Consider the following 13,621-nt stretch of genomic DNA (forward strand, 5'->3'; position numbering starts at 1 on the left):
ATCGTGACCCAGCTGGGCCCGGTTCCGATGAGCTCTCCCCCGAGCGTGACGAATCCCGCTCGTGTTCTTGGGAGTGGCGCCGCATGGGCGGTCCGGACCTTGGCCCGGACACTCTTACTTCCCCGGTCCTTCCTGGCCCCGGGGGAGTTGCTCTCTGCGGTGCATCGATTAAGTTACACAGGCGAGAACAACGCGTCAAATCGCCTGGTCAGAGGGCTAAACGTGCTCCCGCAAAGCTCTTCTTCCCGCGACGCACCACCAACCAGCGGCCGTGGAGCAGGTCAGCGTCGGCCGGCTGCCACTCCGCGTCGGTGATCTTGGTGTTGTTCACGTAGGCGCCGCCCTCACCGATCGCTCGGCGTGCCGCCTTGTTGCTCTCGGACAAACCGGTGTCAACGAGAAGCGAGACGATCGTCGGCCGCTCGGTGTAGTCGACGACCGTCGTTTCGCCGACCGCCGCCGCGAGGGTTGCCTCGTCGAGTTCGCCCAGATCAGCTCGTCCGAACAACGCCTGGCTGGCCAGCTCGACGGCTTTCGTGTGGTCCGCACCATGGATCAGGGTCGTCATCTCGGCAGCGAGTACCCGCTGCGCGCGCCGCAGGTGCGGGGTCTCGGCTGTCGCACGTTCGAGCTCGTCGATCTCAGCTCGACCGAGGAAGGTGAACCATTTCAGGTAGCGCACGACGTCGGCGTCGGCCGTGTTCACGAAGTACTGGTACCAGACGTAAGGACTGGTCAGAGCGGGATCTAGCCACAGGCTCCCGCCGCCGGTGGACTTGCCGAACTTCTTTCCGTCGGCGGTGGTGACGAGTGGAACGGTGAACGCGTGCACCGACGCACCTTCGACGCGTCGCGTCAGATCGACACCGCTGACGATGTTCCCCCACTGATCGGAACCACCGACCTGCAGGACGCATCCGTACCGGCGGAACAACTGTAGGTAATCGTTGGACTGCAGCAGCACATAACTGAACTCGGTGTAGCTGATGCCGTCCGACTCCAGTCGGCGACGCACCAGGTCACGTCCGAGCAGCACATTCATCGAGAAGTGTTTGCCCAGGTCACGCAGGAACTCGATGACGCTCAGGTCGTGGGTCCACTCCATGTTGTTGACCACCACGGCACCCGTCGGCGAGTCGTCGATCGTCACGAACCGCCGCAATTGGGCGTCGATGCGGCCGGCCCAATCCGCGACGGTGTCGGCGGAGTTCATGTTGCGCTCCCCCACGTCGCGGGGATCGCCGATCAGCCCGGTCGCACCGCCGGCCAGGACGACCGGTCGATGTCCGGCGAGTTGGAATCGCCGCAAGGTCAGCAGCGGTACGAGGTGTCCGGCGTGCAGGCTGGCGGCGGTCGGGTCGAAGCCTGCATAGAGGGTCGTCGGCCCACCTGCGAGCTGCGCCCGTAAGGCGTCCAAGTCGGTCGACTGTGCGATCAGTCCTCGCCACTCGAGGTCGTCGATGACATCTGAGGCGGTCGCGATATCGGTGTTGGCATGCTCGGCGGTCACGTCTTCGATCTTGTCATCGACCGGCGACGTCGCCACAGCCGGGCGCGTTCCCAGGTGGGCGTCAGCTCTGCGCCGTCAGCCGTTCGTGTTCGGCGTCATCGACCGCACGCGCCTCGTCGGCGAGCATCACCGGGATTCCGTCGGCGTCGATGCGGTACGCGACGTGCAGACGCGGGTTGTACAGTTCGTCGCCCGCGTCGAGCAGTGGTCCATGATCCTGGGGACAAACCAGCCGCTCCCGCAGGATCGGGTTGATGGCTTCGGTCCGTGCGCTCACTGTTGCTCCCGAGGTGTCGATGATGTCGGCCCGTCAACGTGCTGTACCGCAACCCTAATCGCATGGTCACACACTCCAGGTGCTCGCCCGCCGGTTGAGCCGCGGGCCCATCCGCGCCGGCTGGGTGAGAGCCTGCGAGCACCTCAGGGAGCGGTTGAAAGATCGGAGATCACGCCTGCCCGCCGGCTGCGACCTGCACATCGGTCGACCAGTCGGCCTTCGACGCCGCGCTGCGGGTGTACCGCCGATAGCGACCGTCGGAGTCGCGGTACCAGATCCGAGCACCGGGCCGCGGCAGTCCCTCACGGGCGAAGGTCGCGCTGATCGGGCGATAGGCGTCGGTCAGCGGGATCTCGTCGACGACGCGGATCAGATGTGGCCGCTGATGAGCGGGCAGCTCACCTAGCGCGATCCGCAACGACGAAACGGTCAACGCATCCGCGTTGACGTTGCTCCGCAACGACACCGCCGCCACTGCAACCTGCCGCCCTGGGTCGCCGACCGGGTACACGGCACACAGGTCGACTCCCTTGACGCGGGACAACATCTGCTCCACCGGGGCAACCCAGATGGGACCGTCGGCACTGCGGATCACGCTGTCGACCGATCCGAGGAACCAGAGGTCGTCGTCGACGTCACGCACGAACAGGTGCCCGGAGACCTCCCAGCGGTCGCGCGAGCCGAAAACGTCCCGGAGCACTGTCGACGAGGAGTCGAATCGGTGTCGGGCTCTCGACAGCAGCAAACCCGGCTCCCCGACCTCGGCCTTCCGTACAAATCCTGCATCGTCGATGATCAACCGCTCGGTATCGATGTCGACCGCGGCGATCTCCACCGGATTGGTCTCCGGCAGCGGTCGTCCCATCGAGCCGGCCTTGTCGGCGGACACATTGGCCAGGATGGCCGAACCGTCCGCCGTCGCGAAGAATTCGAGGACACGCGCGCGGGGGAAGCTGGCCACCACGTCGTCCCACAGGCCCACCGGCATGCCGGAACCCATGAACAGGCGAATCGGGTTGTGCGGGTTGATCCGGAAGTCTTCCGACCGAACGACGTCACGCATCATCGTCCACGTGTAGGACACGACAGTGATCCCGTACCGCGGGACCTCAGTCGCGAAGGTGTCGGCGTCGACTCCGTGTGAGAGCGCGATCCGCGACCGGCCGACCACGGTTGCGCCGAGCGTGGTGAGGAGGCCGGAGGCGTGGTGCAGGGGCGGTAGACAGTAGACGGTGTCACGGTCGGTGAGACCCGCGGCCGACGCCGCACCGAATGCCGACATCGCAAACCGGTGGTTGGTCACCGGCCACGTCGCCAGACGTCCCCGCGAGCGGGTGAACAGGACAAATGCCAGATCACCCGCAACTCCCGGGTCGGGGCGATACCAGGTCGGCATCACGACCGCGTCGGGGTCGATCTGCTCCATGTCGATCACCGTCGATCCGTTCGCACCCTCGATGGCACGCGCATCGCCGCTGCCGCCACCGAGCACGAGCACCCGGTCGCAAAACTCGGAGGCCTGTTCGAGGTGGACCGGATCGGTGACGATCACCGAACTGTCGGCCAGTCGCAGCATCTCCGCGACATCACCATCGGCGGCCAGCATCACGGCGACGGCGCCGAGCCGAGACAGCGCCGCCACCACGACGAGGGCACTCGGGCGCGTGTCCATCAGGACCCCGATGTGCTGCCCGGGCCGTACTCCGCAGTCGACCAGGCCGGCGACCACGTTGTCGATACGGGTATTCACCTGCGCATGGGTCAACACGCGGTTCTCGAAGAGGAACAGTTCCTTGTCGCCGCTGTGTTTGGTGTTCTCCGACATCAACTTGCCCAGCGAGATCTGCGTCCCGGTCTGAATCTGCCCGAGTCGGAACAGGCGTGGCACCGTGCGGATCGATTCCTGCGCAACCGCACGCGAAGTCCGTTGGAAGGAATCGGCCAGCAGCAGCAGTTCGCGCGATGCCGCCGCCCCCGCGTCGGCAACCGAACCGACACCATGGGTGATGCGCGACGACAGGCTGACACCGCCGCCGTGTCCGGGTTCGACCGCCTCCATGGTCGAGATCAGGGCCGGCTTGTCTCCGTCGCGTGACTGCCAGTTGACCCATTCGGAGGTGGTGGGCCAGGTATGACTGCCTGCCGCACTGCCGACGACGAGCCCGAAATGGCCCACCGGAACCCGTGATTCGTAGATCTCGGCGTGGGGGGCGGCGCGAACGATGCCCCGTACAGCTGCGGGCTGTCCGATGTCGTCGGCGGTCCCGACGAAGGCCAGCACCGGGCAGGTGATCTCGGCCAACGACACCAGATCACCGTTGATGACAAATCCACCGGACACCATCCGGTTGTGGGCGACGAACTGCCGCAGCAACTCGGCGATGGCAGGCCCCGACCAGGCGACCCAGCCGTCGGCCTCCAGGAAACGCCGCTGGTCCTCTCGCGGCAGCAGAGCGTCGCGGTCGTGCAGCCGACGGAGGAAATCGATGCGGCTACGGACCGTCTTCACCGGGTCGAGGAGCTGAAAGCCGGTGCGCGCCATCCAGTCCCGAATCCACAAGTTGCGGCTGAACACCTTGTCGGCAAGGAATTCGGCGCCCGGCGCCACCAGACCTGCAGGCAACCCCAGCGGCAACGCGGCCAGCACGTCGACCGGACTTCCGAAGGTGATGACACTCGCGAGTCCCTTCGACCGGCGATACGCGGCCGTCTGATAGGCGAACATGCCACCCTGCGAGTACCCGGCCAGGTGGACGTCGCGACCAGTCGCCTCGATCACCACGTCGATCGCCCGGCTCACCGCCACCACGTGATCGGCGAGCGTGCGTTCCATGCCGCCCTCTTCGGTGTCGGGTGATCCGAAATCGACCACCCACGGCGCAATCCCGCTGCGATGCAGCACCGACACCGCGCCGTTGAGTTCGGTGACGTCGTAGACATTCGCCGACACCATCATCGGCGGGACGAGGATGATGTCGGGATCATCGGCGTGCTCGTCGGGAAAGTACCGGCGCAGGCGGTACATCTGCTCGGTCTCGACCACAGCGAACGGCGCCGGCTCGGTTTCGGTCTGGAAACCACCGAAACGCAGCACCTCGAGCCCGTTCTGCGCGGTGGCGACCACTCTGCCGACCACTCCACCGACGTCGGGCACTCCTACGATTCCGGCCATCGCCTGCAATCCCTCCCTGTCCCGACCCTGCCCTGCATCACAATGCTCGTGACGTCCGTCACTTTACCCAGGAGCTGGGCATTTGACTCACATGCGTCCGCCGAACCCCTGCTCCCAGCGTTCGCGCAGCTGGGCGACCTGCGTCGACACCACGCGGATCTGACGCTGCACCTGCTGTGGCGCGGTGCCGCCATGGGCGTTGCGGGACTCCACCGAGCCGCGGACCGACAGCACGTCGCGCACATCCGGCGTCAGAGCCGGATTGATGCGCGCGAACGTGGCGTCATCGAGGTCGGCAAGCCCGACCCCTTGCGCCTCGGCCTCCCGGACGCATGCCCCGGCGACCTCGTGCGCGACGCGGAACGGTACACCTTGTCGAACCAACCATTCGGCGATGTCGGTGGCAAGGGTGAACCCCGCTGGCGCGAGTTCGGCCATGCGCTCGGTGTGGAATTCGAGGGTGGCGACCAGCCCGGTCACCGCCGGCAGCAACAACTCGAGTTGCGCCACCGCGTCGAAGACCGGTTCCTTGTCTTCTTGCAGGTCACGGTTGTAGGCCAGCGGCTGGGCCTTCAGTGTCGCCATCAGCCCGGTGAGATCACCGATCAGGCGCCCCGCCTTGCCGCGCATCAATTCGGCGACGTCCGGGTTCTTCTTCTGCGGCATGATCGAGCTGCCGGTCGACCAGGCGTCGGCGAGCGTGACGTACCCGAACTCCGGTGTGCTCCAGATGATGACCTCCTCCGACAGCCGCGAGAGGTCGACGGCGATCATCGCGAAGACGAATGACGCCTCCGCGGCAAAATCGCGCGACGACGTCGCATCGATGGAGTTCTCTGCGGGCGCGTCGAATCCGAGGTCGGCGGCGATCGCGGCCGGGTCGAGTCCCAGCGACGAGCCGGCCAGCGCGCCGGAACCGTACGGGGACACCGCGGTCCGACGGTCGGCGTCGGAGAGACGATCGATGTCGCGCAACAACGGCTGCGCGTGCGCGAGCAGGTGATGACCGAGCAGAACCGGCTGGGCGGCCTGCAGGTGGGTCTTGCCCGGCATGATCGCGTCGGGATGGCTGGCGGCCTGAGTGGTGAGCGCCTCCACCACGTCGAGCACGCCCAGGGCAACCTGTCGCATCGCGGCACGCAGCCACATCCGGAAGAGCGTCGCCACCTGGTCGTTCCGCGATCGCCCGGCCCGCAGGCGCCCGCCCAGTTCCGGACCGACGCGCTCGATCAATCCGCGTTCGAGCGCACCGTGCACGTCCTCGTCGGACTCCGCGGGAACGAAGGCGCCGGAGGCGACGTCGTCGGCGAGACGGTCGAGGCCGGCGAGCATGCCCGCGAGATCGTCGTCGGTGAGCAGTCCGGCCCGGTTGAGTACCCGGGCGTGTGCCTTGGACGCCTCGATGTCGTACGGCGCGAGAACCCAGTCGAAGTGGGTGGACTGGCTCAGGGCGGCCATCGCGTCGGCCGGGCCGCCCGCGAACCGGCCGCCCCAGAGCGAACCCTCGTTTGTCGCGCTCACAGATTCAAGTCGCGCTTGGCGGCGATCTTCGACGACAGACCGTGCAGTTCGACGAAGCCGCGCGCCGCCGACTGGTCGAAGCTGTCGCCCTCGTCGTAGGTTGCGAGGTTGAAGTCGTAGAGCGACTCGCCGCTGCGACGACCGTTGACGATGATCCCGCCCGCGTGCAGCACCAGCCGGATCTCACCGGAGACGTGCTCCTGGGTGCTGGCGACGAAGGTGTCCAGCGACCGCTTGAGCGGAGAGAACCAGAGACCGTCGTAGACGAGCTCGGCCCACTTCTGGTCGGTGCGGCGCTTGAAGCGCCCGAGTTCACGCTCGAGGGTCACATGCTCGAGCTCCTCGTGGGCGCGGATGAGGACCATTGCACCGGGGGCCTCGTAGACCTCGCGGCTCTTGATGCCCACCAGCCGGTCCTCGACGACGTCGAGGCGTCCGACACCTTGTGCGCCGGCGCGTCGGTTGAGTTCCTCGATGGCACCGAGCACGCTGACCGGCTTGCCGTCGATGGCGATGGGGCGTCCCTTGTCGAAGGTGATGACCAGTTCGTCGGGGGCGTTGAAGTTGACCGTCGGGTCCTCGGTGTAGTCGTAGACGTCCTTGGTGGGGGCGTTCCACAGATCCTCGAGGAAGCCGGTCTCCACCGCGCGGCCCCACACGTTCTGGTCGATCGAGAACGGCGAACGCTTGGTCACCGTGATCGGGATGGCGTTCTCCTCGGCGAAGGCAATGGCCTTCTCGCGGGTCCACGCGTAGTCGCGGACCGGGGCGAGCACCTCGAGGTCGGGTGCGAGCGAGGCGAATCCGACCTCGAACCGCACCTGGTCGTTGCCCTTGCCGGTGCAGCCGTGCGCGACGACCGTGCCGCCGTGATCGCGGGCCGCGGTCACCAGGTGCTTGGCGATGAGCGGCCGCGACAATGCCGACACCAGCGGGTACCGGTCCATGTAGAGCGCGTTCGACGTGATCGCGCCCAGGCAGTATTCGTCGGCGAACTCGTCGCGGGCGTCGACGACGACCGCTTCGGCGGCGCCGCAGTCGATCGCACGCTGACGCACGACCTCCATGTCCTCGCCGCCCTGGCCGAGGTCGAGCGCCACCGCGACGACCTCCTTGCCTGTCTCTTTCTGGATCCAGCTGATCGCTACCGAGGTGTCCAAGCCGCCCGAGTATGCGAGTACGACGCGTTCCGCCATGGTGGTGAGTGCTCCTGTTGTCTTGCCGTCTGGAAATTGTGTCTGAAAGTCTGTGGGTTCTTCGATTGGGATCGACGGGCCTCGATGGCTACACGAGGCCCTCGATTCGTCGGGCCACGTCCGCGCCGGACACCGGGTCGCGCGCCACTACGAAGATGGTGTCATCCCCGGCGATGGTGCCGAGCACGTCGGGTAGGTTCGCGCGGTCGATTGCGCTCGCCAGGTAGTGCGCGGCGCCGGGTGGCGTGCGCAGCACGGCCATGTTTCCGCTCGCATCGGTCGAGACCAGCAGCTCCGCCAGCAGTCGGGACAGACGGTCGGTGCCGCCGAACACGCCCCGAACCGGCGAACCGTCCTCGGGCACCACGTACACGCCGACGCCACCGTCGGCGGCCCGGAGCTTCACCGCACCGAGCTCGTCCAGATCACGCGACAACGTGGCCTGGGTTGCGTCGATGCCCTCGTCGGCGAGCAGATGCTGCAACTCGGACTGGCTGCGCACCTGGTGCGCGGCCAGGATGTCGACGATCCGGGCGAGCCGACCGGCGCGGGTGGCTGCCAGCCGAGCTTCGGGATGCTCCCGGGAGTCCTTGCCCGCGGCGGTCACTGATGCTCCAACAGCCAGATGAGCAACGCCTTCTGCGCATGCAGGCGATTCTCCGCCTCATCGATGACGACGCTGGCCGGTCCGTCGATCACCTCGTCGGTGATCTCGTCACCGCGATGTGCGGGCAGACAGTGCAGCACGATCGCGTCGTCGGCGGCCTTGGCGAGCAGACCATCGTTGATCTGATAGGTGCGGAACGGTGCCTTGCGGTCCTTGCCGTCGTCTTCCTGCCCCATCGACACCCAGGTGTCGGTGACAAGCACGTCAGCACCGGTCGCCGCCTCGATCGGGTCGGTCACCAGGCGCACCGACCCGCCGGTCTGCGCGGCCCGGCGCTCGGTCGCCGCGATGACATCGGCGTCCGGTTCGAAACCGGCCGGCGCACTGATCGTCACGTGCATACCCGCGGTGACCCCGCCGAGCGCCAGTGAGTGCGCCATGTTGTTGGCACCGTCACCCAGATAGGTCATCGACAGGCCCGAGGCCGTGCCCTTGCGTTCGATGATCGTCTGCAGGTCGGCGAGCACCTGGCACGGGTGGAAGGTGTCGGAGAGCGCGTTGATGACCGGTACCGACGCAGTCGACGCCATGGCTTCGAGGCGTTCCTGACCGAAGGTCCGCCAGACGATCGCCTCGACGAAGCGCGACAGCACCCGACCCGTGTCCTCGAGGGTCTCGTCGCGCCCGAGTTGGGTGTTGCGACCGTCGACGACGACCGCGTGGCCACCCATCTGCGCCACGCCCATCTCGAAGGAGAAGCGGGTGCGGGTCGAGTTCTTGTCGAAGATCACGCCGACCCCGCGCGGACCTTCCAGCGGACGACGCGAGAACGGGTCGGCCTTCACCTCGGCGGCCAGCGCCAGCACCTCGGCCTGTTCGGCCGGTGTCAGGTCGTCGTCCCGCAGGAAATGCCGCGTCATGCCTTCTCCTTGGTGGCCGCGTCGAGGATCGCCGGCAGCGCGCCGACGAACTCGTGGCCCTGGTCTTCGGTCAGAATCAGCGGTGGTGCCAGCCGCACGACGTCGGGCGCCGGCGCGTTGACCAGGAAGCCCGACTCGCGGGCCGCGGTCTCCACCGCGGCCGACACCGGTGCGGTGAGTACGATGCCGAGCAGCAGCCCGGCGCCGCGGACGTGATCGATCAGCGGGTGATCCAGTGCCTCGATCCCGCTCGCAATCGACTTGCCCACGGCCGCAACCTGTTCGGTGAGTCCGAGGTCGTCGACGGTCGCGATCACCGCGAGTGCTGCGGAGGCCGCAACCGGGTTGCCGCCAAATGTGGTGCCGTGCTGCCCGGGCGTGAACAACTCGGCCGCCGGACCGGTCGCGATGGTGGCACCGATCGGCATGCCACCGCCGAGGCCCTTGGCCAGCGTCATCACGTCGGGAACCACACCGGCGGCCTGATGGGCGAAAAAGGTGCCGGTGCGCGCGACGCCGGTCTGTACCTCGTCGAGGATCAGCAGCGCGCCCCGCTCGGTGGTGATCTTGCGGGCGGTCGCCAGGTAGTCGGCAGGTGGTACCACGACACCCGATTCACCGAGGATCGGCTCGAGGATCACTGCTGCCGTGTTCTCTGTCACGGCGGCGTTGAGGGCTGCTGCGTCTCCGTAAGGAACGAATCGCACACCCGGCGGCATCGGCTCGAAGGGTTCGCGCTTCGCCGGCTGGCCGGTCATCGCCAAAGCACCCATGGTGCGGCCGTGGAAGGCGGCGTCGGCGGCCACGATCTCCGGTCGGCCGGTACGCCGGGCAAGTTTGAAGGCCGCCTCGTTCGCCTCGGTTCCCGAGTTGCAGAAGAAGACTCGGCCGGGCTGCCCGAACTTGTCGAGCAGCGCCTCGGCGAGCTCCACGACCCGCGGATTGATGTACAGGTTCGACACATGGCCCAGGGTCTGGATCTGCTCGGTCACCGCCGACACGACCGCCGGGTGGGCGTGGCCCAGGGCGTTGACCGCGATCCCGCCGAGCAGGTCGAGGTAGCGGTTGCCGTCGGCGTCGTAGACGTGCGCACCTTCACCGTGGGTGAGCGCGAGCTTGGGTGTGCCGTAGTTGTTCATCAGCGATGTCGACCACCGCTGCTGAAGGGGTGCGGTCATGACGTCTCCTCGATCGGTGATTCGTCTTCGGCCACGACGGTGGTTCCGGTGGATGCGGTGGTCAGCAGTTGCGCGAGGACCGAGTGCGCGACCCGACCGTCGATGACGTCGGCGCGCTGCACACCGCCGGTGACCGCGCGCAGGCACGCCTCCATCTTGGGCACCATCCCCGAATCCAGTCGCGGCAACAGTGTTTCGAGGTCGTCAGTGGTGATGCGGGCGACCAGAGACGAGCGGTCGGGCCAGTCGGTGTACAGACCTTCGACGTCGGTGAGCATCACCAGTCGCGACGCGCCGAGGGCCTGCGCCAAGGCTCCTGCCGCGGTGTCGGCGTTGATGTTGTGCACGACGCCGTCGCGATCGGGCGCGATGGTCGAGACCACCGGGATGCGGCCGGCCCCGAGCAAATCGAGGACCGCAGAGGTGTTGACGGACGTGATGTCGCCGACCAGGCCGATGTCGGTGGCGGCACCGTCGACGAGCACGGTGCGGCGCGTTGCGGTGAACAGATGCGCGTCCTCGCCGGTGATGCCAACCGCGTACGGGCCGTGTGCGTTGATCAGCCCGACCAGCTCGCGGCCCACCTGACCGAACAGCACCATCCGGGCGACGTCCATCACCTCGGGCGTGGTCACCCGGAATCCGCCCTTGAATTCACCCTGCAGCCCAAGGCGTTTGAGCATCGCCGAAATCTGCGGGCCGCCACCGTGCACCACCACCGGATGCATCCCGCAGGCACGCAGGAACACCATGTCGGCGGCGAAGGCGCGCTTGAGATCGTCGTCGACCATGGCGTTGCCGCCGTACTTGACCACGACGGTGGCGCCGGCCAGCTTCTGCAGGGCGGGCAGTGCCTCGGCGAGGATCTCGGCCCGCTGCTCTCCGCTGATCATGACGAATACGCCGAGTTCTCTTCGACGTAGCCGTGCGACAGGTCGGTGGTCCGGATCGCGGCGGTCTCGGTGCCCAGTGCAAGGTCGACGAGGACCTCGATGTCGGCACCCGACAGGTCGACGTCACGGGCACCTTCGACGCCGACACCATTGGCGCACACCAGGTTTCCGTTGAACGACACCGTGATGCGGTCGGGATCGATCTGCACCGGGGCGATGCCGACGGCCGCCAGCACCCGGCCCCAGTTGGGATCCGAGCCGAAGAGGGCGGTCTTGACCAACGAGTCGCGCCCCACCGTGCGGGCCACGGTGACCGCGTCCTCCTCGGTGCGTGCCCCGGTCACGGTGATGACGACTCGCTTGGTGACGCCTTCGGCGTCGGCCATCAGCTGGGCGGCGAGGTCGTCGCACACCGCGAACACTGCGGCGTCGAGATCGGCCTGCTCGACGGGAATCTGACTGGCCCCCGAACTGAGCAGCAGCACAGTGTCGTTGGTGGAGGTCGAGCCGTCCACGTCGAGCCGATCCAGCGTGCGGGCCGTGGCTTTGCGCAGCGCGGTGTCGAGTTGTTCGGCGGTGGCGTGGGCGTCGGTGGTCAGCACACACAGCATGGTCGCCAGCGACGGCGCCAGCATGCCGGCACCTTTGGCCATGCCACCCACGTTCCAGCCCTGTGGATGATGTAGCGCAACCTGTTTGGGCACCGTGTCGGTCGTCATGATCGCGTACGCGGCGTCGGTTCCGCCCGAGAGCCCACCGCCCATCTCCTGCACGATCTCGGTGACCCCGGCGAGCACCTTGTCCATCGGGAGTCGATCGCCGATCAGTCCGGTCGAGCAGACCGCGACCTCGACCGCGCCGGTGCTGGTCCCCCAGTTGCTCAATGCGGTTGCGACCGCCTCCGCGGTGGCATGGGTGTCCTGGAATCCACCTGGACCGGTACATGCGTTCGCGCCGCCCGAGTTCAGGATCACCGCGCGCAGCCGGCCGGTCGTGAGTACCTGCTGCGACCACAACACCGGCGCGGCCTTCACCTGATTGCGGGTGAAAACGCCCGCAGCCGTGTAGTCGGGGCCCTCGTTGAAGACGAGCGCGAGGTCTTCTTTGCCCGATGCCTTGATTCCGGCAGCGATTCCCGCGGCACGAAATCCCAGCGGAGCGGTGACGCCCTGTTCGCGCACCAGTCGCGAGTGGTCGCCGGGCGCACCACCCTCGATCCGGTCGTCGGAGCTGTTGCTTGTGTCCGTACCACCTGCGCTCACGGCGCCACCCCCACGGTGCTCAGTCCCTCGGTCTCGTCCCAGCCCAGTGCCAGGTTCATCGATTGCACGGCGGCACCGCCGGTGCCCTTGGTGAGGTTGTCCACGGCACCGACCGCGACCAACGTCCCGGCCCGTTCGTCGACCGTCACCGCGAGTTGCACGGCATTGGAACCGATCACCGATCCGGTCGCGGGAAGACGCCCCTCCGGCAGCACATGGATGAATTCCTCGTCGCCGTACGCCTTGTCGTAGACCGCGCGTACCTCCTCGGCGGACGCATTCGATCGTGCGGTGCAGGTCGCCAGGATGCCCCGGGCCATCGGCGCCAGGACCGGCGTGAACGACACCGTGACCGGCTGATCGGCTGCAGCGGCGAGGGCCTGCGCGATCTCCGGGGTGTGCCGGTGTGCGCCACCGACCCCGTAGGCCCGTGCCGAGCCGATGACCTCGGACGCCAGCAGATCGACCTTCGGCGACCGGCCCGCGCCGGACGTGCCGCTGACCGCGACGATCGTCACGTGCGGCTCCACCAGACCCGCGGCGACCGCGGGCAGCAGAGACAGGATCGACACCGTGGGATAACAGCCTGGAACCGCGATCCGGCTTGCGCCGCTGAGGATTTCACGGTTCCCGGGCAACTCGGGCAGTCCATATGGCCAGGTTCCGGCATGCTCACCGCCGTAATAGTCCGCCCAGTCCTGGGAGTCACCGAGCCGGAAGTCGGCACCGCAGTCGATGATGAGGGTCGTCGGCGGCAGGGCGTCGGCGATCACGGCCGACGTGCCGTGGGGCAGCCCGAGGAAGACGACGTCGTGCCCGGCCAGGATCTCGGGGCTGGTCTCCTCGAGCACGCGATCGGCGAGCGGGAGCAGATGTGGATGGTGGACGCCGAGGGCCGTCCCGGCGTTTCCGCCCGCGGTCAGCGCACCGATCTCGAGATCACCCGATCTCAGACGCGGGTGACCACAGAGCAACCGAAGGATCTCACCGCCCGCGTAGCCGCTCGCACCGGCCACCGCCACCCGAATAGTCATGCGATCATTATGCACGGTGATGCAAATACATTCACATCCCGGGTGGTTCGA

Annotated in this window: 11 protein-coding genes; all 11 read right to left on the bottom strand. The window is 67.3% G+C overall.

From position 1 onward, the window contains the following. Positions 1-208: 208 nt before the first annotated feature. Entirely contained in the window at positions 209-1,510 is a 1,302-nt protein-coding gene (gene tyrS / locus MKW15_RS01865; protein ID WP_240855591.1) for a tyrosine--tRNA ligase, read from the bottom strand. A 61-nt stretch (positions 1,511-1,571) separates the two neighbouring features. Beyond that, positions 1,572-1,787, bottom strand: a complete 216-nt coding sequence (locus tag MKW15_RS01870; RefSeq protein WP_240855593.1) for a Trm112 family protein — start codon at positions 1,785-1,787, stop codon at positions 1,572-1,574. Positions 1,788-1,956: 169 nt separating this feature from the next. Continuing rightward, the gene (locus MKW15_RS01875) at positions 1,957-4,959 is read right to left on the bottom strand and encodes an AMP-binding protein (RefSeq protein WP_240855595.1); all 3,003 of its coding nucleotides are present in this window, start codon (positions 4,957-4,959) and stop codon (positions 1,957-1,959) included. Between the two features lie 87 nt (positions 4,960-5,046). Beyond that, positions 5,047-6,480, bottom strand: coding sequence for an argininosuccinate lyase (argH, locus tag MKW15_RS01880; protein ID WP_240855597.1), 1,434 nt, complete (start codon positions 6,478-6,480; stop codon positions 5,047-5,049). After that, on the bottom strand, positions 6,477-7,676 hold the full coding sequence (locus MKW15_RS01885; RefSeq protein ID WP_240855599.1) for an argininosuccinate synthase: 1,200 nt from the start codon (positions 7,674-7,676) through the stop codon (positions 6,477-6,479). Before MKW15_RS01885 ends, argH begins: the two co-directional genes overlap by 4 nt. Before the next feature lie 88 nt (positions 7,677-7,764). Then, on the bottom strand, positions 7,765-8,283 hold the full coding sequence (locus tag MKW15_RS01890; protein WP_240855601.1) for an arginine repressor: 519 nt from the start codon (positions 8,281-8,283) through the stop codon (positions 7,765-7,767). After that, positions 8,280-9,203, bottom strand: coding sequence for an ornithine carbamoyltransferase (gene argF, locus MKW15_RS01895; protein ID WP_240855603.1), 924 nt, complete (start codon positions 9,201-9,203; stop codon positions 8,280-8,282). The genes MKW15_RS01890 and argF overlap by 4 nt, the downstream gene beginning before the upstream one ends. Next, positions 9,200-10,381 (bottom strand): acetylornithine transaminase, encoded by a 1,182-nt coding sequence (locus MKW15_RS01900; protein ID WP_240855605.1) that lies wholly within the window; start codon positions 10,379-10,381, stop codon positions 9,200-9,202. The genes argF and MKW15_RS01900 overlap by 4 nt, the downstream gene beginning before the upstream one ends. Then, positions 10,378-11,274, bottom strand: coding sequence for an acetylglutamate kinase (gene argB / locus MKW15_RS01905; protein WP_240855606.1), 897 nt, complete (start codon positions 11,272-11,274; stop codon positions 10,378-10,380). Before argB ends, MKW15_RS01900 begins: the two co-directional genes overlap by 4 nt. Beyond that, positions 11,271-12,536 (bottom strand): bifunctional glutamate N-acetyltransferase/amino-acid acetyltransferase ArgJ, encoded by a 1,266-nt coding sequence (argJ, locus tag MKW15_RS01910; RefSeq protein ID WP_240855609.1) that lies wholly within the window; start codon positions 12,534-12,536, stop codon positions 11,271-11,273. Before argJ ends, argB begins: the two co-directional genes overlap by 4 nt. Beyond that, positions 12,533-13,570: an N-acetyl-gamma-glutamyl-phosphate reductase gene (gene argC, locus MKW15_RS01915; protein WP_240855611.1), complete on the bottom strand. Its 1,038-nt coding sequence runs from the start codon at positions 13,568-13,570 to the stop codon at positions 12,533-12,535. The genes argJ and argC overlap by 4 nt, the downstream gene beginning before the upstream one ends. Positions 13,571-13,621: the final 51 nt, after the last annotated feature.

The sequence above is a fragment of the Gordonia gummivorans genome (assembly GCF_022513585.1).
Lineage (GTDB): Bacteria > Actinomycetota > Actinomycetes > Mycobacteriales > Mycobacteriaceae > Gordonia.